Annotated in this window: 17 protein-coding genes and 4 pseudogenes; 1 reads left to right on the top strand and 20 read right to left on the bottom strand. The window is 31.9% G+C overall.

The annotated features are described in order from the left end of the window. Positions 1 to 19 precede the first annotated feature (19 nt). The 7 genes and pseudogenes from GF867_RS04955 to GF867_RS04925 all read right to left on the bottom strand — a co-directional run. Positions 20 to 1,525, bottom strand: coding sequence for a lipopolysaccharide biosynthesis protein (locus GF867_RS04955; protein ID WP_153832000.1), 1,506 nt, complete (start codon positions 1,523 to 1,525; stop codon positions 20 to 22). Between the two features lie 82 nt (positions 1,526 to 1,607). Then, positions 1,608 to 2,774, bottom strand: coding sequence for a nucleotide sugar dehydrogenase (locus GF867_RS04950; protein ID WP_153831999.1), 1,167 nt, complete (start codon positions 2,772 to 2,774; stop codon positions 1,608 to 1,610). 184 nt (positions 2,775 to 2,958) lie between these two features. Further along, entirely contained in the window at positions 2,959 to 4,038 is a 1,080-nt protein-coding gene (locus tag GF867_RS04945) for a polysaccharide pyruvyl transferase family protein (protein WP_153831998.1), read from the bottom strand. 418 nt (positions 4,039 to 4,456) lie between these two features. Next, positions 4,457 to 4,819: a hypothetical protein gene (locus GF867_RS04940; RefSeq protein ID WP_153831997.1), complete on the bottom strand. Its 363-nt coding sequence runs from the start codon at positions 4,817 to 4,819 to the stop codon at positions 4,457 to 4,459. 197 nt (positions 4,820 to 5,016) lie between these two features. Continuing rightward, positions 5,017 to 5,909, bottom strand: a pseudogene (locus GF867_RS04935) (UTP--glucose-1-phosphate uridylyltransferase). Positions 5,910 to 5,936: 27 nt separating this feature from the next. Beyond that, a complete protein-coding gene (locus GF867_RS04930) occupies positions 5,937 to 7,103 on the bottom strand; it encodes a nucleotide sugar dehydrogenase (RefSeq protein WP_153831996.1) in 1,167 nt (388 codons plus the stop codon). A 280-nt stretch (positions 7,104 to 7,383) separates the two neighbouring features. Further along, positions 7,384 to 7,668 (bottom strand): annotated as a pseudogene (locus GF867_RS04925) (UDP-N-acetylglucosamine 2-epimerase); the annotation flags it as partial. A gap of 17 nt (positions 7,669 to 7,685) precedes the next feature. Between GF867_RS04925 and GF867_RS14320 the strand changes: the two are divergent. Further along, complete coding sequence (locus tag GF867_RS14320) at positions 7,686 to 7,898, top strand: ATP-binding protein (RefSeq protein ID WP_366927753.1); 213 nt, start codon at positions 7,686 to 7,688, stop codon at positions 7,896 to 7,898. 1,218 nt (positions 7,899 to 9,116) lie between these two features. On the opposite strand, the gene GF867_RS13980 is transcribed toward GF867_RS14320, so the two are convergent. From GF867_RS13980 to GF867_RS04855, 13 genes and pseudogenes are all read right to left on the bottom strand, one after another. Then, positions 9,117 to 9,605, bottom strand: coding sequence for an MATE family efflux transporter (locus GF867_RS13980; protein WP_253940735.1), 489 nt, complete (start codon positions 9,603 to 9,605; stop codon positions 9,117 to 9,119). Positions 9,606 to 9,613: 8 nt separating this feature from the next. Next, a pseudogene (locus GF867_RS14180) lies at positions 9,614 to 10,532 on the bottom strand (lipopolysaccharide biosynthesis protein). 630 nt (positions 10,533 to 11,162) lie between these two features. Further along, positions 11,163 to 12,173 carry a glycosyltransferase family 2 protein gene (locus GF867_RS04910; protein ID WP_153831995.1) on the bottom strand — a complete coding sequence of 337 codons (1,011 nt, stop codon included), beginning with the start codon at positions 12,171 to 12,173 and terminating at the stop codon, positions 11,163 to 11,165. 976 nt (positions 12,174 to 13,149) lie between these two features. Beyond that, on the bottom strand, positions 13,150 to 14,229 hold the full coding sequence (locus tag GF867_RS04905; protein ID WP_153831994.1) for an IS30 family transposase: 1,080 nt from the start codon (positions 14,227 to 14,229) through the stop codon (positions 13,150 to 13,152). Between the two features lie 232 nt (positions 14,230 to 14,461). Continuing rightward, the gene (locus GF867_RS04900; protein WP_153831993.1) at positions 14,462 to 15,628 is read right to left on the bottom strand and encodes a nucleotide sugar dehydrogenase; all 1,167 of its coding nucleotides are present in this window, start codon (positions 15,626 to 15,628) and stop codon (positions 14,462 to 14,464) included. 894 nt (positions 15,629 to 16,522) lie between these two features. Next, positions 16,523 to 17,620, bottom strand: coding sequence for a glycosyltransferase (locus tag GF867_RS04890; RefSeq protein ID WP_153831992.1), 1,098 nt, complete (start codon positions 17,618 to 17,620; stop codon positions 16,523 to 16,525). A gap of 89 nt (positions 17,621 to 17,709) precedes the next feature. After that, positions 17,710 to 18,618, bottom strand: coding sequence for a glycosyltransferase (locus GF867_RS04885; protein ID WP_153831991.1), 909 nt, complete (start codon positions 18,616 to 18,618; stop codon positions 17,710 to 17,712). A 38-nt stretch (positions 18,619 to 18,656) separates the two neighbouring features. Beyond that, entirely contained in the window at positions 18,657 to 19,139 is a 483-nt protein-coding gene (gene pssE / locus GF867_RS04880; RefSeq protein WP_153831990.1) for a PssE/Cps14G family polysaccharide biosynthesis glycosyltransferase, read from the bottom strand. Positions 19,140 to 19,168: 29 nt separating this feature from the next. Continuing rightward, positions 19,169 to 19,624 (bottom strand): PssD/Cps14F family polysaccharide biosynthesis glycosyltransferase, encoded by a 456-nt coding sequence (gene pssD, locus GF867_RS04875; protein ID WP_153831989.1) that lies wholly within the window; start codon positions 19,622 to 19,624, stop codon positions 19,169 to 19,171. Positions 19,625 to 19,866: 242 nt separating this feature from the next. Beyond that, positions 19,867 to 20,391: a GDP-mannose 4,6-dehydratase gene (locus GF867_RS04870; protein ID WP_216650256.1), complete on the bottom strand. Its 525-nt coding sequence runs from the start codon at positions 20,389 to 20,391 to the stop codon at positions 19,867 to 19,869. 326 nt (positions 20,392 to 20,717) lie between these two features. Continuing rightward, entirely contained in the window at positions 20,718 to 21,905 is a 1,188-nt protein-coding gene (locus GF867_RS04865) for a hypothetical protein (protein WP_153831988.1), read from the bottom strand. 246 nt (positions 21,906 to 22,151) lie between these two features. Continuing rightward, a pseudogene (locus GF867_RS14310) lies at positions 22,152 to 22,412 on the bottom strand (DegT/DnrJ/EryC1/StrS family aminotransferase); the annotation flags it as partial. A gap of 679 nt (positions 22,413 to 23,091) precedes the next feature. After that, on the bottom strand, positions 23,092 to 23,823 hold the full coding sequence (locus tag GF867_RS04855) for a CpsD/CapB family tyrosine-protein kinase (protein ID WP_153831986.1): 732 nt from the start codon (positions 23,821 to 23,823) through the stop codon (positions 23,092 to 23,094). Position 23,824 lies beyond the last annotated feature (1 nt).

The raw sequence follows: 23,824 nt of genomic DNA, 5'->3' as shown, positions 1-23,824 counted from the left end.
TAGTGCACCTCCAAAATTATCATTTAAACGGACTTCTAACTAGCCCTTTTTCATACTTATTCAATCCCAAAAACCACATAGAAACTACGAATATTGCAACATATACTAGTCCATTAATAAGCAAATTTTTCAAAATATATAAGTCAACGAATTTGTTTATGAGAATTCCGTAAATTACAGGCGGAATAAAAGCCGGAAAAAATTTTGCAATCTCTTTCCAGAAGTATTTCATATCTAATCCAATTTTTGTATGGTTATACCAATTCATAACAATTCCATTCCCTAAAACATAGGATAAACCAGTTCCTAATGCGGCACCAACTGCTCCATATTTAATGGAAAGTGGAATTGAAATAATAATGTTTCCTATTGCCATAAATAAATAAAGATAAGATCTAAATTGATGCATATTTTTGGCACGTTGAAATTCAATGCCTATATTCTGAATCAATGGTATGGTGATTGGTATCATTAAAATCAAAGTAGTAATATAGGATGTAAAATAATCTTCTCCAGCCCATATACCTATGAATGGTCGTCCAAAGAAAATAAAACCAGATAAAATTACAGACAGCATTATAAACTGTATCCTACCAATTCTAGTAAATAGTTTTGTCAACTCAATATTATCCACATTGGCTGATACCATTCGATGGACCCTTGGGATAAATACATTTGAGATTCCTGAAGAAATTTGTGTGTAGTATGAATTAAGTGTTAATGCAACACTGTAAATTGCAACTGGAATTGTTCCACTATATCTACCCAAGATTGTTTTATCAACATTATTATTAACTTGATCAACTACCATATTAATGAAAATGAAAGAAGAATAGATTGTCATTTCTTTCATTAGTGGTTTATCAAATTCATTAAATGAAAAAGATATATTCATTTTTTTGAAGGTATAATAAACTGTTATAATTTCCACAATGATATTTACAGTTACAGTACCAATTACCATTCCTATAGAGCCATACCCAGTTAATAAAAGGGGTAAACTAATCAGAGGTGTACTTACTTGCCTTAAAATTTGAAGTGCATTTTGAAAAATGAATTTTTCATTTGCTTGTATAAATGTATTAAAAACAATTACAGGAAATGAAACCCCCAAATTGATAACGAGAATCAACATAAGTATTTGGGCTGTTATAATTTCTTCTTTTAGTAAGGTTTTCCCAAACATAACATCAACATTTACTGTCACAATGATTCCAGCAATAATTGCTATAATTCCTAATGCTGAAAATATTAATAAAAACATACCATTAAGTGTAGCTATTTTGTTTTTCTCATCTTCTATTTTGTATCTAGAATAGAATCGCATATAAGCACTGCTAAAGCCAAAATTTAATATACCTAGATAAGCAATTACGGAAGTAGCAATGTTATACAAACCATATTCATTCTGACCAAGAAGGCGAATCATTATAGGTGTATAAAGTAATCCTACTACTATCTGAATAACTTTTGAAATATATGATAGAACTACACCAATTTTAAGTTGATTTACTCTCGGTTGCAATTTTTTTCCTCAATTCTATAAGATTTTTTTTGTAATTTTGATTGGCAACTCTCTAAAAGCACCGTAATAATTCATAATATAACTAATCCCGATTAAATACATCTCGAGTATAGACTTTATCTTCAACGTCTTTTAAATCGGCTGACAAACGATTCGCCACAATCACATCAGAAATCTGCTTGAATTCATCAAAGTCCTTAATCACACGTGAACTAAAGAAATCATCCGCATCTAAAGCTGGTTCAAATACCACGACTTCAACACCCTTAGCTTTAATTCGTTTCATAATGCCTTGTATCGCCGATTGTCTGAAGTTATCAGACCCTTCTTTCATTGTTAAGCGGTGAATCCCTACAACACTCGGTTTTTTGCTTAAAATCATATCTGAGATATGATCTTTACGAGTTCTGTTCGCATCCACTACGGCAGACATAATATTCTGCGGTACATCTTGGTAGTTGGCTAATAATTGTTTCGTATCTTTAGGTAAGCAATAACCACCATAACCAAAGGATGGATTGTTATAATGCGACCCAATCCGTGGATCAAGCCCCACGCCTTCAATTATATCTTTACTATCTAAGCCACGAACTTCAGCATATGAATCCAATTCATTAAAGTAAGCCACACGTAAAGCAAGGTACGTGTTGGCGAATAACTTAATCGCCTCTGCTTCGGTTGAATCAGTGAATAGCATGGGGATGTCTTTCTTGATGGCACCTTCTGCTAGTAAGTTAGCGAAAGTTTCTGCGCGTTCAGACTTTTCACCAACCACAATTCTTGAGGGGTGTAAGTTGTCGTAAAGTGCTCGTCCTTCACGTAAGAACTCTGGTGAAAAGATAATGTTCTCTGTATTGTATTTTTTTCGCATTTCTTCAGTAAATCCAACGGGAACTGTTGATTTAACAATCATTGTTGCGGATGGATTAACACGTAACACATCTTCAATGACCGCTTCAACACTACTAGTATCGAAGTGGTTTTCCTCCGAATCATAATTAGTTGGTGTTGAGATAATGACGAAATCAGAATTTCTATGTGCTTCTTCTACATTTGTTGTCGCGATCAAATTTAATTTTTTTTTCTCTAGATAATCACCTATTTCAGCATCTTTAATAGGCGAAAGTCGCTCATTAATTAAATTCACTTTTTCTTCTAAAATATCTAATGCGATTACTTCGTTATGCTGAGCTAATAAAATTGAATTAGATAATCCTACATAACCAGTTCCTGCGATTGTAATTTTCATTTGTTTTCCTTCTTTAATTTAAAAATCATACAATACATATATATTATTATATTTTAAGTATCTGTATTATTGGCATTCTATTAATATAAACGTAATTATTATCCCGTAAGTTAGAGTTAAAATATGTTTAATACAAAAACTTCCTCACAAGGGAACAGAACAAAAGTATTTATAAGGTAAGAACTTAAGGTAATATATTTGAAAGGTAATTAATTGATTTCACTCTTTCAGATTCTAGAATTTTCGCAACATCTCTATAGTCTGTATTAAAGATATCACCAGTTTCATTTACAATATCATTAGTCCGATTTAATAAAGCAAATTTCTCCAATATTGTTTCGATTCGTGAATTCATATTAGCTCCACCTTGTCTTTCAAATACAATGAAATCTTTTTCTAACAATATAGAAAAAGCTACCCCGTGAAATGAATCGGTACAAAATACTTTGCAATTATGAATATAGTCAATAAATTCGGAAGGCCCAGTTTCATAGATAGTATAATCATTATTGTCACCCAAATTTATTATATTTAAGTTATAATCTTCTGCAATTCTATTTATTTGATTTCGATATTCCTCTGGTATTCCACCTAAAAAATATGTCAATAAAAATTCCTTATCTGTTTTTGGAGCCGGTTTTCCAATTTGTAACCACTCTTCTTTTGTTAACAGCATAGTTGGATCAACGTGCACAGGAACTTCTCGTCCAGTTAATTCTTTAATCAAGTCTGCACCGCCTTGTTCTCTAACGGATATATTAGGGATTTCATTAATCCATTTCTTATACTTATTTTTTTCATTCTCTCCTAGCTCGGTTACACCAAAACTTGCAGCGTATGTATTTCTTTGATTTTGATTAGCAAATTGCGCAAAAAATGCAGATGATAATCTGTTCATCGACGGATTCCACACTTGATCACTTCCAATTACGAAAGCATCATAAATATTTCTTAATGAAGATAGATTTTCCGTAATCTCATATGTTTTTTTAGTTTCATTAATATAATGAAGTGAAAAATCTTTAAAGTATTTTTCTCTTCTCTGGTTAGTTTTGTATTTACTACCAGGAATCAAGAACTTTATAAAATGGTAAATTTTTCTTGCATAACTATTCATTAGTGATCTTTTATTAGGTCTTCTTTCAATTTTTATCGTTTCAACCTTATAATCCATTTTTTCTAAAGTTTTTTCCAAAGCATAATTCTGCAATCTATTTCCATAGTTAAAGTATCCGTTTAGTGTTATAATTGCTATTTTCTTCATAAAAAAATCCACTCCTTGACCGTGCTGCGTTTGCACGAAATTTAAAAATATAAATAAATATCTGATCATTAAAATTCTGATTTATGATTTACTCGATATAAATAAAATTTCACCTACCTGGTAAACTTAGTTGTAGTTTCCTTCAAATATATTATAACTGAAGAGAATGGTTAAAATGTTTGATTGATTAACTACTAAGAGCTGCTGTCCTTTCAACCGTTTATTTTTTCATCCTGCGCTTGTAATGTATAAAGTCTAAAAAACACTATTTATGACAAGGTAAATGAACTCATTGAGATCTGGGTATATTGAACAAAAATTTATTATAGACTTTCATTAATTCATCCTTATTTTAAATATGGATTTTAGTTACTTAATTTATTCCCTTAATTTATTTTGATGTTTTTTGAGCTTTTCTCTACAACAACTTTCTTTTAAAAATTACCATTATTTTTTTAATTTTGAAAACATATCTATATATTTTCGAAAAATATATTTTAATCTCTTCTATTGAGGATATTTTTTTTATGTCTTTCCCTGTATTTTTACCGATATTAATCAAACTAAAATAAACATCGTTTATTCTATATCTGATGAAATTTTTTTGATTTATGCCTAGTTCTCCATCTCCCAAGATTTTTCTGTACTCTTTTAATATTTCTACATAAGAATTGAAAGAATAAATTTGTTGTTTTTCAGATTTATCAGTCATAGTCGAATTTTCTCTATATCTTCTCACATAAAAATTCTCGTTAATATATGTTGCTTCATCAATTAACAAGTATAACTCCGCGTTAAACAATTCATCTTCATGTATTATACCAGGCTTAAACCTCAATTCATTAGTTTCAATTATGACCTTTTAAAAGCGTATAATACTGGAGATGGAGTAAATGACAAATAAATATCATTCATTTTATTAGCATAGTAAAGATAGCCAAAGTGATAAATTCTTCTTGACTACTTCGAAAAATCAGTTTATTTCTCTTTTTTAAGCGTTTGACTCAATTGAATTAAGTTGTCTCTTAAGCCATCCTCTGTTTTCGAGATGCTTGAGTGTCCGTATTGTAAACTTAACTCCATGTAGCCCATTCGGTTATCTACAGCGTATCGATTACATTCGATTCGTTTCGCAGAGACTTTTTGCGTTTCGTTTAATTCTGCGATTGCATCCGTTAGTTGAACTTCATCATCTTTACCAGATGCTTGTTTAACTAAAATATAAAAATTTGTGGGATGAGCACATACCTTCCCGCCACTGCTGAATTACTTGGTGCTACTTTCGCATTGGTTTTTTCAACAACATCTAGGATACTAAATACCTCTCAATTAAAGCCATCGACTGCTTGATCAATAGCGACGATACCATACTTATTAGTGTCTTCTTTAGGCAAGTCAATGACGCGATGTTAGAGGCACCATTATTTTCATATAAATCCATCAGTTGTTTTGTGACGGCACGTCTCTTTCCATGATGTTATCACCTAACATCACCACAAAGGATCCTTCTCCAACGAACGATTTTGCTTGATAGATCGCATCACCTAAGTCATTAGGATAAGCTTGTCGAACAAAGAATAAATCAGCCTTGGTAGTTAACTTAACTAGCTCTAATAATTCCCATTTCTCTTTAGTGATTAAGTTATCCTCTAATTCCACGTTAGAGTCGAAGTGGTCTTCTATGGGGCACTTATGTCTGCCGGTAATAATCAGTATTTCTTCTATCCCCGACGCCAACGCTTCTTCCACAGTAAATTGAATAATAGACTTGTCAACAATCGTTAGCATTTCCTTGGCCGTTGCTTTCGCTGCAGGTAAAAACCCGTGCTATAACCCGCCGCCGGAATTACCGTCTTCTTTATTTGACGCAATGCGAAACTTCCTTACAAAATAGGGCATTAATCACGGTTGAATACATCACGTGTATAGACTTTATCTTCAACATCTTTTAAATCATTAGATAGGCGGTTTGCCACAATCACATCAGAAATCTGTTTGAATTCATCAAAATCTTTGATGACACGAGAACTAAAGAATTCATCGGCAGCTAAAGTCGGTTCAAAAACCACCACTTCGACACCCTTGGCCTTAATTCGCTTCATAATACCCTGAATTGCGGACTGTCTGAAGTTATCTGACCCTTCTTTCATCGTTAGACGATGAATCCCTACAACACTCGGTTTTTTGCTTAAAATCATATCTGAGACATGATCCTTACGTGTCCGGTTCGCATCTACTACCGCCGACATAATATTCTGCGGCACATCTTGATAGTTAGCCAATAACTGCTTCGTATCTTTAGGTAAACAATACCCTCCATAACCAAAGGAAGGATTATTATAGTGTGAGCCAATTCTAGGATCTAGTCCCACGCCTTCGATTATATCTTTACTATCTAAACCACGTACCTCAGCATAAGAATCCAACTCATTGAAGTAAGCCACGCGTAAAGCCAAATACGTATTCGCAAACAACTTAATCGCCTCTGCTTCTGTTGAATCTGTAAACAGCATCGGGATGTCTTTCTTGATTGCACCTTCTGCTAGTAAGTTAGCGAAAGTTTGTGCGCGTTCAGACTTCTCACCGACCACAATTCTTGAAGGATGTAAGTTATCATAAAGCGCTCGTCCTTCACGTAAGAATTCTGGTGAAAAGATAATATTCTCTGTGGTATACTTCTCACGCATCTCAGCAGTATAGCCCACCGGCACTGTCGATTTAACAATCATCGTAGCGGTTGGATTAATACGCAATACATCTTCAATCACTGCTTCAACACTACTCGTGTCGAAATAGTTTTCATTAGGGTCATAATTAGTAGGCGTTGATATTATGACAAAATCAGCACCAATATATGCAGCCTCAGCATTTGTAGTAGCAGTTAAATTCAGTGTTTTATTCTTTAAATAGTCTTCTATCTCAGTGTCTTGAATCGGAGAAATATGATTATTAATTAAATCTACTTTCTCTTCAATAATGTCTAATGCGACAACTTCATTGTTCTGGGCTAATAAAACGGCATTGGATAAACCAACATAGCCTGTTCCTGCGACTGTAATTTTCATTTCTAATCTCCTATCAACATAGTAAATGTTATACTTATTTATTTTACCATATTATTTCACGTTTGTGTTTTTAATTGATGCTAGCTAGGCTTGATATTTTACACTTTCAATAACAATAGCTGTGATTAATCACGGCTAAAAGTATCAGTAAATTTCAAGAAATTTGTTTGAATTCATCAAAGTTTTTAAACACACGATCTCAGATAAAAAGTTTGCTTTCAAATAGATAAAAATCTTCACTTGTTAGATTCAAGTCTTTTGATGATTTATCTTTGTTTTCTTAGTATCCTGTCTTCCAAAATTTACGTTTCACGTAATCCGTATAAGATAAAATAATTCTTAAAACCTTTTCCGACACATTTGGCATACTATAATCAGCTACCATTCTTAATGTGTCGTCACTTTGACAGTCTATGATTGTTAAACCTTGCATAATTCGTTCTTTTTCAAGTCTTACCATCATCACGGCACCTTCTTCCATTGCTTCTGGTCGTTCATCTGTTTCCCGTAATTTTAGCATTTAAAAGCCTAACACAGAGGATTCTTCACTGATTATTCCACTATCGATAGCGAACAGACACGATTCTTAATACAAGCGGTTATGGTCGAAAATCACAGATTGCACTTAATTGGATTAAACAATCCGATTTTATCATTATCGATGATTTGATGTATACAGCAATAGATTTGGTTGAGGCAAATCGGTTATTTCAATTAATTGATTATCTATATGAACGTTGTTCTATCATTCTGATTTCAAATAAGAGTCCGGTTCAATGGTATGAACTATTGTGACGATAAGGGTGTCGCAGCTGCGATACTTGACCGCCTGATCCATCGTGTATAACTTATTCAGATAGACGATAAAAGATTTCGGATGAAACATCGACAAAGAGTATTCGATTAGGAGAAGCGCCAAATCTTATCTGGCAGAAAGTGTGGCTTTCTACTTGACTTTACCAGTTGAAGTAATTGTTCGTTGTGTGACACCTTTAGCGTCCAGTTCAAGAATCTTTCTATACTGAATCACAGCCCCCTCCTATATAGTTAATCTATATACCCCAGGATATACAAACTAAGTATAAAGAAGCCTGTCACCTATTTGGACTTATCTCCGCATTTCGTGGACAGCTAGCAATGCAATAACCACCATTGGATAAACCAACATATCCAGTTCCAGCTACAGTAATTTTCATTTTGTTCTCTCGTGTCCAAATATAGAATATTTTACTTATAATTATTATAAATTGCTTGCGTATATTATTCTTCATTCCATGAAATTGTTTTACTATCTTAAATATATTTACTCAATCTTACTAGTTTTTCATATTTTTCTATGTTTTTATATCTTAATACTTTTGCTGGACTTCCACCAACAACATCATATTTAGGTACTTTTTTTGTTACTACTGAGCTCATTCAGATTATTGGACCTTCGTCAGTAGTGACTCCATAAATAATTTTTACATTTGATCTAATCCAAATGCTTTCGATTACGTAAATGGGAGGTAAGCTTAACTCTTAATCATATGGAATAAACTATATATAATAACTATCATAATAATAATAGTATCTAGTCATTATTGAGCTAATATCAATCCACTTTTAATTAGAATTTTACCATAATTAAAATAAACCCAATTAAATCCTATATATACCTTGACTTCTACAAGAATATTTTCACGCTAAATAAATGGATTCAAGTTATGAATTTCAGTTTTTATTCAAAACTTCTTAAAACTATTCTTATTATTTTATAGATTACAAATCTACAAAATAATTTTGAAAAAAAATTTTAACTCAATAGAACCGGAAGGATGCCTCTAATTAAGAGAAATATCCGCTCCACATAAAAGCATCAGGTGGATAGGCCACAACGTACTAATCAGGACACACAAACAGGATGATTAAGGTCTACAAGAAAGCATTTAAAGTTGGATTAACAGGAGAACATCGAAACTTTGTGCAGCTTTTTAAACAAGAGTTTGGATTGGTCTTTGAATAAAGTGACATCTATTTTTTTATCAACTTAAAAATATCATTTAATTGCTTCGTTGCTAATAAGCCTATAAATAAAATAGAAACAAACAATATACCTTTAATTACCAAATTTAAAAAGTTTCCATAACTTAGTTGTGGTAGTATTAAAAAACCAACTATTTCAAGAACACCAATAAAAATAGGTTTTATTAGCACAGTATAAAATTCTCTGACACTAGTTTTAAACACTCTATTTAATAACAAGTAATTAGTTTGAAAAAAGTTAACGGTGAACGTAATAACAATCATTACGGCTACCCAATAAATTGATCCAAGGCTCACCCCAATTATAATTCCAATAATATTAACTGCTGTAGAAAGTAAACCGGATAGTAATAATAGATCCGTTCTATCAACTGATTGGAAAAAGCCTCCTGTACTTGACTGAATCATTTGTACCCAAATAGACAAAGATAATATTTGAAATGCAAGAACACTTTGATTCCACTGACTACCATACAAAAATATAATTATTTCATTACTAGAAAAAAACAAAAAACAGACAACGGTATCCCAAAATTAGCTAATATCCTTGATAATTCTAAATAGCCTCTCTTGATCTTATTCAAATCATTTTGATAACTAGAGAATACCGGCTGAATTGCTGAAGTAATAACACTGGTAAAAATAGTATTTGGATAGAGCGATAGCTGATATGCCTTATCATAATATCCCAATTGATCAGCTGACATATATCTCCCTACTAGAATGCTATCCAAGTTTCTTGAAAAGTAATTGATGACGTTGAAAAAAAGTTGGTTTTTAGCAAAACCATATATTTTTTAATGAACCAAACGATACTTTATAATGAAAATACAAGTCTGTTTTGAGATAATACATAATAAATTGTAAAAGAGCTCGCGCAATATTTCCAATAATAAGTGCATAATATGAGTAACCTAAATACGCAAGTATCATTGACACAAAACCATTTATTAAACTACCTGATATTTGAATCATATTAACAACTTTAAAGTTTTTTTCTTTTAACAGTAAATTTTGAGGAACCATCATTAAACCATTGAATAGTAAAGCTATACTCATAATCGGTACTACTTTTAACAATGAGTTGTTTTGATAAAAGATACTAATTGGCTTACCTAAAAAAACAAATATTAATGTTAGTACAAGAGAAAAATATATAGAGAAACTAAAAATATGATTTAAATCATTTTTATCTAAATCTTATCTTTGTATTATTGCTGGACCAATTCCAAAATCTGCTAAAAGCTGAAAAAAAACCAAAAATACATTTATAACTGCAATTACGCCAAATTCATTTGGTGTCAAAAGTCTAGCTAATACTATCTGAATCAAAAAAGAAATCATTACATTCGAGTACTTACCTATAGAATTATAAAATATCCCTTTCTTTAAATCCTCTATCATATTCATCTTTCCCCCTAGTTTTAAAGCTATTCAATTAATTTTCAATCCAATATCCCATTCACTTGTCTATATAAATCAGCTTTAAAACTATCTGAATCGGCTAAAAGATATATTAACTATTGTATAAGTATCGATATTTATTAACTTTTGCATTCTTAGTAAAATATTAGTACGAATAAAAACGCAGCAACTCTTCTTCTCTATAATTGATGCATTATAATTATATTAAGAATGAATATAAACGATTAAACCCTATACTCTTTCAGAACCGTTTTAGACATGGAATGTCAACACTTAACTCTTCTGAGATAGTCTCTTTTCAGAAAGACTAACTTTAATGGAGAATATGTGATTGAAGATTCATCTAAATTTCTGACGAACTATAATCAATATTTGATCAGAGATATCTTTAACAGTAATTTAGTTGATATATCATGCTCCGTTCATTACAAGCGAAACCATCAAATTCAATAAAATAGTGTAGTTATCGCTATTTGCTATTTTTAACAAATAGCTGTTGACCAATATCAAGCTAAATTAAATCGAAAAAACTTTATCATTATGGTCAATTTTTCTCACCAAACAAACAGCAAATCTGATTTCACGATTAACAGAACTCAAAAATAATGTCTACCTATGAATATCACTAATAAATTTTCTAAAAAACAATGCAGATTTTTGAAATGCTTTAAAAACACTATAGTTTAAGGTAGCAAACAATCCTATTAAGCCAAAATATGAATATTTATTCGCGATCAATTTTAGATTACTATAAATATCATGTCCTTCTACATCATTAATTTCGTGGTATAAACCTAGACACGTAAGGTAAGTATTTCTCAATTTCTTTTTATAAAAAATCTTAGCATCACTTGTTTCAAAATTTATATCTTCAAACTTAAGAGTTAATAATTCAAATACTTTAACCATGTCCTCAAATGACTTTATCGTGATTTTTGATGTCATTGTTGAGTTGGCTCGTATTCTTCGTCGGAACACCACTTTGTTCTCATGTCTACAAGTGTTTAAATGGAAAAACAAACTCATTGTAAACACTTCGTCTTCATATTTTATTTTTGTTGGAAACCTTAACTCATTTTGTAGCAAAACATTTCGGTCAATAATATATAACCAAGGAGGAGCAAATACCTTTTTTTCTTTTGATAATGAATTAAATAATTTCTCCCCACTAGAAAAGTAGCCGTGCGAATGCTTTCTAGTATAGTCAAATTTATTTTTAAAATCGTCCATATTACTCTCTTCACTGTCAACAAAGGACTCTGCATCAAAGAAAATTGCATCTAATTTCTCATCTTTTATAATTGCGAATACTTCCTTAAATTTATTCGGGTTCAAGATATCATCGCTATCCATGAAATAAACATAATCACCTTTCGCTAATTTGAGAGCTCTATTTCTAGCTGCACCTTGCCCTTTATTTTCTTGAAAATAATATAATATATTTTTGTCATTTTTTGAAAACTCATTAATAATCTCTCTTGAATTATCAGTCGATCCATCATCTATGATAATTATTTCAACATTTTCTAAACTTGCATCCATTATACTCTTTAAACAATCCGAAATATAATCTTGAGTATTAAAAACCGGAATGATTATCGATAAATCAATTTTATTCATTTTCAAATCCCTCCTTAGAATAGATTATATATGTATATTCAATAATTCTACTCAGTTTAATAAAATATCTAATCTTTTTTTGCAAACATACTTTTAGGACTGAAAGGCGTTTGTCTCTGATGTTTAACATGATTTGTACAATTTAATAGCTAATATTAATAAACGGCGTAATTACCTTTACTAATTCCCGTTTTCCCCAACTTAGTCGTCATTATACTTAGAACTTTCACAAATACTCCTCCGTCATTATCTATTGTTTATTATCAACTCATTTACAATATTTAAAACATTTAATGGTCTATTATATTTCTTTTGAAATTCATTTTGTAAGGTTATAAATATACTTGTCTCTAGTTTTTTATGTCTTCTACTGAAATTAAGTATCCTTCATTTGATAATACAGTGGACTCTTGTAATTGATGATCATCGATATGCTCGCCATACTATTCCAATCTTGGAACTGCAATAACTCTCTTTTCTTTTTTAAAAGCACCTATAAGGGCACCAGTTCGACCGTGTGAAATTATCAGGCTAGCTTTTTGCTGATAAGCATTAAATTCTTCCTGAGAAAGAAATCTTTTAAATTTATAATTCTTGGGAACATAAGTTGATTGACCATTTTGTGCAAATACTTCTTAAATTTAGTATTTTTTTTGAACAGTTACCATATGGAGCCCTCTTATGTGTTTGGTGTTTGGTGTTTGGTGATTTTTTTGGTAACTTTACACTAACATATGGAGGGCTCTTTTTGCACCTAAAAGGTGAAAAAAAGAATATGAATTCGTAAATTTCAAGTTTAAGTTAGCCACTTCATTTTCAAGTGGATTACCTACTAATCTAGCCATGTTTATTTTCTCAGCACTTGATAATGGGTGGAGGCATGATAGTCGATTAGTCAATCTGGTGCTTGACAGCTTCCCAACGATCCAGTCATAGCGTATGAGGCTCTGTGTCAGGCACTAACCGGTTCTTTCGTCTACTGCACTTGGCGTTCTTTGTGAAATTCTCTCACGGAACAGTCATAAGGCGTTTGATAGCCTAATAGCTTGCGTGGATAATCATTCATCCAGTTTTGAATCCTTAGGCACTTTACCTCACATAATGCTTGGAGTGGTTGTCCTTTAGGGAGAAAGCGACGAATGATTTTATGTTGATTCTCACTTGTACCACGCTCCCAAGAGGCATAAGGGTGAGTGAAATAGACATTGACGACCTCTTGTAAAGATGTATGAAGCCCTGCAAATTCAGACCCATTATCTGACGTAATCGTCTTAAATAATTGAGAGAATGATTCACCCGCACGTTGATGCAAACTTTCAATTGCTTCATCCACAGCCTGAGCCGTTTTATCCTTGATTTTCAGAATGACTTCATAGCGAGTTTTGCGTTCAACTAACGTCAACAATACGGGATCCGAGGCAACTTTACTTCCAATAACTGTATCAATTTCCCAATGTCCAAAACTCTTTCTTGTCTCAATTTCTTGAGGACGCTCTTCGATAGAAGGACCTAAAACGCGTTGGTTTCGGCGGGCTCTCTTCGTGTTCTTCTTGGTATTTCGCGAGAGTTTCTCTAATAAATCCAGGTTGCGTGTTTTCATGATGTCACTATCAATCCAGTGATATAAAGTTGTTGTGCAAGGGATGATAGCAGTCTCAAATAATTCATTTTCACGCGCGTGGCCAACGACCACATCTGGCGACCATTTGTCTTCCAACATCTTAGTGTCTGCCCACTCAACAAAGGCGTTCATTTTCGCCCATTTAGGTCTTCTACCGCAATTTAGACGTTGTTGGTCATAATGAGCTTTTCCAGCATCAGCATCGTAAATAGTGTAGGTATAGTCATAAATTTTCCCTTTTTGTTTTTGACGTTTCCGTTGTGTGACCGAACCTCTTTTCACTTCATTATGAATGGTTTGAGGTGAACGACCTAGTGACTTGGCAATAGCGCGGTTAGAGTAACCTTCTTTCTTAAGAATCGCAATTTGACAACGTTCTTGATAAGATAGGTGTTTCCCTTTTCGTGAGTTCGTGTTAAACTGTTCTTGCGTCATGTGAATTCATCCTTTTCTATTGAGAGTTGTGGTAACTTCAATATTAACATGAATTTCACGTGGCGTTTTTTTATGGACTTTTAGAAGTGGCTAACTTCATTATAAAATCCGCCGAAAAAAAGGTATTTTAAATTCAATCATTTTTTTAAAAACTAAGTGTACGCTTGATAGAGGTGGCTAACCTCTTTATAAAATGCACCCAAAATATGACTGAAATAAACCTAGCCAGAATCTAGTCTCGGTTAAATACATCTCGAGTATAGACTTTATCTTCAACATCTTTTAAATCATTTGACAGACGATTCGCTACAATCACATCAGAAATTTGTTTGAATTCATCAAAGTCTTTAATCACACGTGAACTAAAGAACTCATCCGCAGCTAAAGCGGGTTCAAATACAACCACTTCCACACCCTTAGCCTTAATTCGTTTCATAATACCTTGAATAGCTGATTGTCTGAAGTTATCTGAACCTTCCTTCATAGTTAAGCGGTGAATCCCTACAACACTCGGTTTTTTGCTTAAAATCATGTCTGAGATATGATCCTTACGTGTACGATTGGCATCCACTACCGCCGACATAATATTCTGCGGCACATCTTGGTAGTTAGCTAGTAACTGCTTCGTATCTTTCGGCAAGCAATAGCCCCCGTAACCAAAGGAAGGGTTATTGTAGTGTGAGCCAATCCTAGGATCAAGCCCCACGCCTTCGATTATATCTTTACTCGCTAAGCCACGAACCTCAGCATATGAATCCAACTCATTGAAGTAAGCTACACGTAATGCTAAATAGGTGTTCGCAAATAATTTAATCGCTTCTGCCTCAGTTGAGTCAGTGAATAGCATGGGGATATCTTGATCAATGGCACCCTCAGCTAACAGATTAGCAAAAGTCTTCGCACGCTCAGATTTCTCTCCAACGACAATTCTTGATGGATGTAAGTTGTCATAAAGCGCTCGTCCCTCACGCAAGAATTCAGGAGAAAAGATAATATTCTCTGTGTTATACTTCTCACGCATCTCAGCAGTATACCCCACCGGCACTGTCGATTTGACAATCATGGTTGCCTCAGGATTGATACGTAACACATCCTCAATAACTGCCTCTACACTACTAGTATCGAAATAATTCTCTTTAGGATCATAGTTCGTCGGTGTTGAAATAATAACAAAGTCAGCATCTTTATGTGCTTCTTCTGAATTCGTGGTTGCGGTCAAGTTTAATTCTTTATTCTTTAGATACTCTTCAATTTCTGTATCTTGAATCGGAGAAATTCGATTGTTAATTAAATCCACTTTCTCTTCAATAATGTCTAATGCGACAACTTCATTGTTCTGGGCTAATAAAACGGCGTTGGACAAACCAACGTAGCCTGTTCCTGCAACTGTAATTTTCATTCCTAATCTCCTATCAATATAGTAAATGTTATACTTGTTTATTTTACCTTATTATTTCACGTTTGTGTTTTTAATTGATGCCAGCTAGTCTTGATGTTTTACACTTTCAATGACAATAGCCGTGATTAGTCACGGCTAAAAGTAGTAGACCTCTTCACTTGTCAAGGGCAAGTTAATTTTGTTGGTTGGTTTTCTACTTGACGTTAACAAAGCTTTCATAAGTATTGTAAATTATATTATTACTTTTCAGTATGCCTTTCAATCTATTACCCATTTTCTTTCTCCTTACTTGCTACAAATATAGTATATCCATTTAATTAACACTAATTTCTTTCGGAAATCGATGTTTGTTAATATTCTTTTACTTGTTTTATAATTCAATTTTCCACTCTTCGTATATTTTGTTAGGGCGTAATTCCTCAATGATTAAACTTGAATTCATCCTAAATTTAGATGACAATTCAGGGTTTAATAGCACTTCCTTCATTTTCCGTACCATGTTATCTTCATCTCAGACTAGCTGACGTAACATCTGAGTCACTTGAACTTGTTTAGGATAGGTACAATATGCACGCTGATTACTCAACTTAATTTGTGAGGAAAGAAATGATTGGAAGTTAATTTGATGAAGAAATTCTTCAAACAGAATCATTCCTGAATTCGATGAAATATCGCCGCCATCGTTAGAAACAGTTAATTGCGTATTGAAATTTAATGTTTTCTCTGAAAAGTTACCATATGAAGCCCTCTAATGAGTTTGGTGATTGTTTGGGTAACTTTACACTAACCTATGGAAGGCTCTTTTTGCACCTAAAAGGTACAAAAAGAATATGAAATAAACCTAACTAGGGTAAGCCTCAGCGTACTAATCAGCAATACTATGAATAATTCAGGCTAATATTTGTTTGAAGAAGCCGATAAGTATAATTTCTCTAATTCTTCAATTGAATTTTCAATATTGTACTGGGAATTCAATAAGATATTGTAATGTTCATGTTTCTCTCTTTTTATTGGATAGTGTTTAAAAGTATTAATTATTGATTTTTCTAGTTTCAATTTATCTTCCAAATCAAAATACAAAATACTTGATGTAACATTTGCTTCAACTGGAATGTTACTTGATGCAAAACATTTCAAATCTGAAGCTTGACCTTCGAGTAAAGTAATACCTAACCCTTCAAAAAATGATGGTACCACCATTAGGTCCATTGCAAACAAGTATGGACTTACATCGTTCTGGCTCCCACAAAATATCACTTTATCTTCAAGATTTTTTTCTTTTACCAAATCAATATAATTTTGTAACAGTTCTCCTTCGCCAACTAATAATAATCTATAATTTGAGTCAACAAGTAATAAATTTTCTAACAATTCTATAAGATAAATTTGATTTTTTTCTTTAGAAAATCTTCCAACATTACCTAAAACTTTATTTTCATTAGTTAAATCAAGCTTATTTCTTAGTGTTAACCTAACGACTTCGTCAAAATAAAATTTTTCAACTGCTATTCCATTTGGTAATAAATTAAAATTCTTTCCAAAAATCTTTTTCCCTGCTTCATTCGAAACTGCTATTCGATTTGTACAGGTCAAAAGAAAAGGAAGTTTTAACAATAGATTTAATAATGGGTATTTAGTTTTTGTACTATGAATATGAGCTAATCTAACTGGGATTCTATTTATCCAAGCTAGAATTGTTTCTATTGCAAGAGTACTGCTGTTTCCGTGAACATGTATAGCATCGTAATCATTATCTCTCAATATTTTTAGTAAACTAATTATATACTTAAGTGGGTTACTCATACGTTGTGGTAAAATATAGATATTTCCTTTATTTTTAACTACCTCTAAACAAAATCTATCATTTGGTTTGTTTAAAACCGCAAAGTCTACATTGAATTTCTCTTTATTTAAATGATAATAATTATTTTCAACAACTTTTGTTATTCCATTGATATCAAACCTAGTTGTCAGTATTGTAAGTATTTTCATACGCAAAATCCTTTCGATGGACACTATAACTTTACTGAATTCATCGAGTTATTTAAACTTTAATCCGAATAACAGCTTTTCCACTAATCTTAATATCTTGCTACATTGATTCTCTTCTTTTTAATATATGATAATGTCTTAAAACTATACCTTAGACAAAAAATAGGGTGAGTAATAAATAATTTCAATAATTTAATAAGAGCGATTTTTTTACTACTTGTTTTATAATATAAAGGTATTATTTTTAATTCCCACGTTAACTTGGTAACTTTATCTTTTTTTATATCTATCGCATGTTTATTGTGCAAAGCTAGTCTCCCTTGCAATTGCTTTTGCATGTTCGTTGTAATTCTTTCTCCATCATGCAAGTAATATTTAACTAGAACTTCATTGCAGCCTGCAATTTTATACTCTTTGGAAATCCTTAAGAATAAATCGTAATCCTGATTAGACTCCAGTTCTTCATCGTAACACCCTATATTTACAAGTACTTCCTTTCTTATTAAAACAAAAGAATTAGAGCCAATGAAATTTTGCTTTAATAATTCACTATAATGTTCACCTTGCTTTATCTCATTTATAATTGGCCTTCTAATATTGTTAACCTCATCGATAATTATAGCTCTACAATACACCAATCCTACATCTTCATTAACAAATTTTTTCATTTGTAATTCAAGTTTGTTTAACACCCACTCATCATCATCATCTAAGAAAGCACAATACTCTCCTGACGAAGCACCTATTCCTGTATTTCTGGCCTTATTAGCTCCTAGATTCTCGATGTGTTGTATATATTTTACTCGTGCATCTTTTATGCTATTAATGTATTCCTTTACTGACTTTCTGTGTAGATAATCTGAAGGACTATCATCAATAATTATCAGTTCTAAATTTGAATATGACTGTTTTAATACGCTATCTATCGCTCTTTGTATTAATTGCGGTGTCCGTTTGTATGTCGGTACAATTACGCTTATTAGCGGCTGATTATTCATTAATTATCCCCTCTTTTAGTAAAATCTTTGACTAACAACTATATATTCTCTCGTATAAAACCATCGATTATTTCAAAAACATACGAAGGTTTATTATATTTTTTTGTTGTTTCATTTGCTAACATTAACAAAATTTGATTCTCTAACGTATCCATGTCAGTTACAGTTACCAGATACTTCTCCTTGGATAATACCCCAGACACTTGTAATTGATGATCATCGATATGTTCTCCGAATTTTGCTAATCTTGGTACAGCAATTACCTTTTTATTTTTTTTTAATGCTCCTACCAACGCTCCAGTCCCACCATGCGATATTATAAGTTTTGCTTCATTTTGATATTTTTCAAATTCATCCTGCGATAGGAATCTCTCAAACTCAAAATTCTGAGGTAGATAGGTTGACTGCCCAATTTGTGCAAACACTGATTCAGGTAATTTTGTTCTCTCCAGGATATTGTCCATTTCTTTTAATAGTCTATCAAATTGATATTCTCTGGAACCTACACATACAAAGATCATTTGAAATTCCTCCTCCTAACTTTAGAACACTAATAAATACTTCCACCATAAATTGCATCTGGATAAATTTCCTTTAAAGATTCCCACTGAATTATAAATAGGTCTGCAAATTTATACATTAGTTTCCCTGCTTTGGTACCATCGGTAACTCTCGCGTATGTCTCAATATATACTAACTTCTTTCTAAAAATTTTTGCATACAGTGCCAGCGGAAGTGCGACCATTGTACCTGTAGTTATTACAAAATCTGGTTTTTCTTTCATCCAGATCTTATAGGACTTAAAAGTATTCAGCAACATCTTAAATATAAATTTATTATCTTTCAGTCCAGTTTGAATGAGTACGTAATTTGTTTTGTTATCATACTCAGTTTTTTCCGTTACCCAGAAAATGTCATACTCATTCTCAAGTTTTTTTAACATTTTTAATTGTTCAAAATGTCCTCCAGAGGAGGATACTAAACAAATTTTTGCCTTATTAGCCATTAAATCCTCTTTTCTTTTTCATAATATTAATAATATCATCAATCAAATAAATAGAATAAAAAGATACTACTTACAGACTAGCTCTTAACCTAAATTATACAAGAGTAAACTTAGTAGCCACGTAAAATAACATCTTTGAAATTTGTGTTAAATAATCTTCTGAAAAACCCAAAATGCATAGTAACCTGAATTATTAAGCCCACTCATTCATTAATGGTATACTTAATAAATAGTGGATTTCATTAGTTTTTATTATAATAGTCTACATACCAATCAGTAAACTTCTGCAAACCATCTTGAATTGAGGTTTCTGGTTTAAAATCAATAGCTTTCTGTAATTTATCCGTTGACGCATAAGTTGCTGGAACATCTCCCGGTTTAATGGGTTCATAAATTTTCTCAAAGGCTACTTTTCTTCCTAAGGAATTACTCAATGCCTGTTCTAAACTAGTAATAAACACCATTAACTTTTCTGGGTTATTATTGCCAATGTTAAAAACAGTATGTGCTGGATTTACTTCGTTTTTTAATGGTGGATTATACATCAACTTTTCTATCCCTTTAACAATATCATCAACATAGGTAAAGTCTCGATATAAATCATTTTCAAAATCACCATTATTGTAAATTCTTATGGGGTCATTATCAAAAAACATATCAGTAAACTTAAAATAAGCCATATCTGGTCTTCCCAATGGTCCATAAACAGTAAAGAATCTTAAACCAGTAGCTGGGATATCATAAAGGTGACTATAAGTATGTGCCATTAACTCATTAGATTTTTTGTAGCAGCATAAAGAGATACGGGATTATCAACAAAATCCGTTTCCTCAAAAGGCACTTTTTTATTTGATCCATATACTGAACTAGATAAAGACTATACAATCAGTGTTAATTATCATTTTTTTAAAAAACTATGAGTTATTCAGGTTTGATATTGAAATTAAGGATTAGTGGCTTTTAAAAAAAGTTGATAAAAAAACGTTGGCTATCCTAATCTCTTTCTTGGACTAAAAATTCTATCGTCTATATAAAACGATGTTGTTAATGTAATAAGTATGTTACAACTATCCAGCACCTTAGATAGGTCAAATCAATTATCTTCACATTTTATCGATGACATATTCGATGAAACAACAAACGTCATTAATAATGTTTCTACTGAAAAATTAGGATTTAAAAAACCTAAGACAATAAAAATTATTAAGGAGATTAAAAAACTAACAAAATCCGTTTCAGTTTTCATCTTATGAATAATTCTAATAATAAAATCAATTATCACAATAACCAAAGAGCCAAGACCAATTAATCCATTTACAGCTAAAAAATCATACCAGTCTGCATGACTAGAAATCGTGCCAAACCGATATTCGGTATATGGTAACCCAAAAAGCGGATTGGCCTTGAAACTCTCCATAGCATAATTGCTAAGTTCATTACGGGTAATCAAAGTAGAAGAGATCTCTCCCCCCTCTAAAAATAATGCTGCAACCAAAAGTTTTGCTGATACCATTGGGGAAAGAAATTTTAGTGTAGAAATATTCCTTATAAGATTTGCTATTGGTGAGCGAAGGAAAAGCACCATCAAGAATGTAAATACAACTGCAACAACTTGTTTGAAACGATTAGATTTTGAAATCCAAAATATAAATACTAAAAAACTACTCAATACTCCTAACACTAGACCGGTCACTAAATTTCCAATAATCAATACAATTATGGAGCTTATGAAAGTTATAAGTGTTAATAAAGTTATTCTTTTCTCAAATAATATGTTTGCCAATATCGTTGAAATCAACATTGGCAATGAATAATATTGGTTGAAATTTATTATAAACATATAGTTTGCAGGTCTATATCTTATTGCATATGGATCTCCTAAGTTATAGTATATTGAAACCAAATTGGTTATAATAAAAGAAAACAGCACTAATTTTAAAATCAATGTTTTATTTTCCTTTTCAAGAGACATAAAAATATCATACAAAACAAATACTTGAAATAGCGCAATATATTTCATAACAAAATTTATAGGATCCCAAAATCCAAAGTTAAAATTTTGAGCAAAAATGAAACCTAATATATTAACGCCAGTAAGTAGTAAAACACCTATAATTGAGCGAAGTTTAACTTTATCCAGATAAACAATAACCAGTAAAGTAAATATCAACAATTGAAGCTCTGTACGAATTAAATTGAAAACAGAACAATATGTTATCACGAAATATATTCCTAATAGAATTATTTTTACATCGATTATTTTTTCTAGTTTAACTTGCACAACTATCCACTCCAATATTAACGAAAGACGCACTAACAAATTGTAACATGCTATTCTAACCACCTTATTATAAATATACCTAAAACACTCTTTTTTTTAAACTTTATATATTCTATTGTGCCTTTCAAGTAATTCATTAGAAATTGATATAAAATCTACATTTAGATTAGTATTTTATCAAATTAAACTGACTCATTGTACCATTTTATTATTGTCATTATCCTCTTATCAAAATCCTATTTAGAATCAAATCCTAAATATCTTTGAGCTAAACTTATATCTATCCAATTTCTTTATGTTCATAATGACGTTTTGGTTCTCTTGCTTGGGTGCCCAATATTTTACTTTAGTTACAGCTTCTTCATTACTGAAAACTAGCACCCCACCGTCAGAGGTAGTGATGATTTTAATTAGATTAAAAGTAAATACACCATAATCTCCAAAAGTACCTGTCCACTGGTCATGATAAACTGAACTTAAGTTTTTAGCAGCACCTTCTATCAATGGGACATTGTGCGCATCTCAAATCAACTTAATGCGTTCTACTTGCGCTGAAAAACCGTATTAATGGACAACAATAACTGCTTTAGGTTAATACTTTTTAATTGCTTCTTATGATAAATCTGCGTCCTTACGCCAACCATCTAATTCAGAATCAATGAATACTATTCTAGCATTTTCACAAACTATTTGATTTGCCGTGCAGAGAATTTCTTCGTTTGACAAAGAACCACATCATCTTTATCTACTCTAATACACTAACGCGCTAGGTAAATATCTGCTGTTACGAAAACAAAAGTTGGCGAATGATTTACTGATACTTTTTTGCTTAGCTCTTCCTCGAACAAATCTACGTTCTCTCCCAATGGCGCCATCCAATATTTTTCAAATGCTTCTTATAAATATTTTTTCCGGGCCTTCTTCACTCATATGAGGAGAAGATAATAGTATTCTTTCTCAATGTTGCTTCTATTCTTAGATTCCACCTCTTTGTAATGTTTACTCCTAGATTAAAATAAACGTAATCGAACACAACTTTGACTCTCTCGGTATCCATCAAACGTTTAGTTGAACACAAATTAAGCTTACGAATCGCTACTTAAAATAATTACTAAAAAATTTGTTAATAAAAAGTTAATATTACTTTTTTTCTAAGTTACTTATGATTTTTTTGATAATCTTTAAACTAGTCATTATTCTCATAGCCATAATAAGTATAATATCCTGCAGAATCGCTTAATTCCTTACCGTTCATCACATAGCCTAGTATATTAGCATTTACATTCTCGAGTGCTTCCTTAGCTTTCTTCACTTCTTCTTTACGAGAGTAGCCTTGGCGAACAATTATTACCACTCCATCCACTTTAGTAGCTAAGATTTGAGGATCTGTAACTGCCGTTATTGGGGGTGCATCATAAATAACGATATCGAAATATTGGCCTAGCTCTTGCATTAATAGTGTCATTCTCCCTGAGCCTAAAATCTCAGAAGGATTAGGCGGAATAGGTCCAGAAGGTAAGAAGTATAGATTTAAATCCCGGCTATGTTGAACCACTTGATTAAATTTTAAGTCGACATTAGTCAATAAGGTTGTTAACCCTTGTTCATTATTTAATTTAAAGGTTCTATGTACAGTTGGTTTTCTTAGATCGGCATCTACTAACAAGACTCTTTTATCTGTTTGTGCGATTACATAAGCTAAATTAGATGCGATTGTCGATTTACCTTCTGCTGGTATACTTGAAGACACTAATATGTTCTTCATTGGTTTATCAAGTTGAGCAAATTCAATATTTGTACGTATCGTTCTAAATTGCTCAGCATTTAAAGACTTTGGATCCGTATATGTGATTAACGATGTCCCTTGAATTTGTTCTTTTTTTAAACGTTGCTCTGTTTTTTTTCTTTTGTTAAACATA

The organism is Fundicoccus ignavus (genome assembly GCF_009659375.1).
Classification (GTDB): Bacteria; Bacillota; Bacilli; order Lactobacillales; family Aerococcaceae; genus Fundicoccus; species Fundicoccus ignavus.
This window is presented reverse-complemented; position numbering and strand designations above follow the sequence as displayed.

Bases quoted from the DNA above. Each gene is read 5' to 3' on its own strand.
- GF867_RS04905 (WP_153831994.1), bottom strand. From the start codon at position 14,229: ATGACGCAAGAACAGTTTAACACGAACTCACGAAAAGGGAAACACCTA.
- GF867_RS04855 (WP_153831986.1), bottom strand. From the start codon at position 23,823: ATGTTTAACAAAAGAAAAAAAACAGAGCAACGTTTAAAAAAAGAACAA.
- GF867_RS04885 (WP_153831991.1), bottom strand. From the start codon at position 18,618: ATGAATAATCAGCCGCTAATAAGCGTAATTGTACCGACATACAAACGG.
- GF867_RS04910 (WP_153831995.1), bottom strand. From the start codon at position 12,173: ATGAATAAAATTGATTTATCGATAATCATTCCGGTTTTTAATACTCAA.
- GF867_RS04930 (WP_153831996.1), bottom strand. From the start codon at position 7,103: ATGAAAATTACAGTCGCAGGAACAGGCTATGTTGGTTTATCCAATGCC.
- pssD (WP_153831989.1), bottom strand. From the start codon at position 19,624: ATGGCTAATAAGGCAAAAATTTGTTTAGTATCCTCCTCTGGAGGACAT.
- GF867_RS04890 (WP_153831992.1), bottom strand. From the start codon at position 17,620: ATGAAAATACTTACAATACTGACAACTAGGTTTGATATCAATGGAATA.
- pssE (WP_153831990.1), bottom strand. From the start codon at position 19,139: ATGATCTTTGTATGTGTAGGTTCCAGAGAATATCAATTTGATAGACTA.
- GF867_RS04900 (WP_153831993.1), bottom strand. From the start codon at position 15,628: ATGAAAATTACAGTTGCAGGAACAGGCTACGTTGGTTTGTCCAACGCC.
- GF867_RS04945 (WP_153831998.1), bottom strand. From the start codon at position 4,038: ATGAAGAAAATAGCAATTATAACACTAAACGGATACTTTAACTATGGA.
- GF867_RS04950 (WP_153831999.1), bottom strand. From the start codon at position 2,774: ATGAAAATTACAATCGCAGGAACTGGTTATGTAGGATTATCTAATTCA.
- GF867_RS04870 (WP_216650256.1), bottom strand. From the start codon at position 20,391: ATGGCACATACTTATAGTCACCTTTATGATATCCCAGCTACTGGTTTA.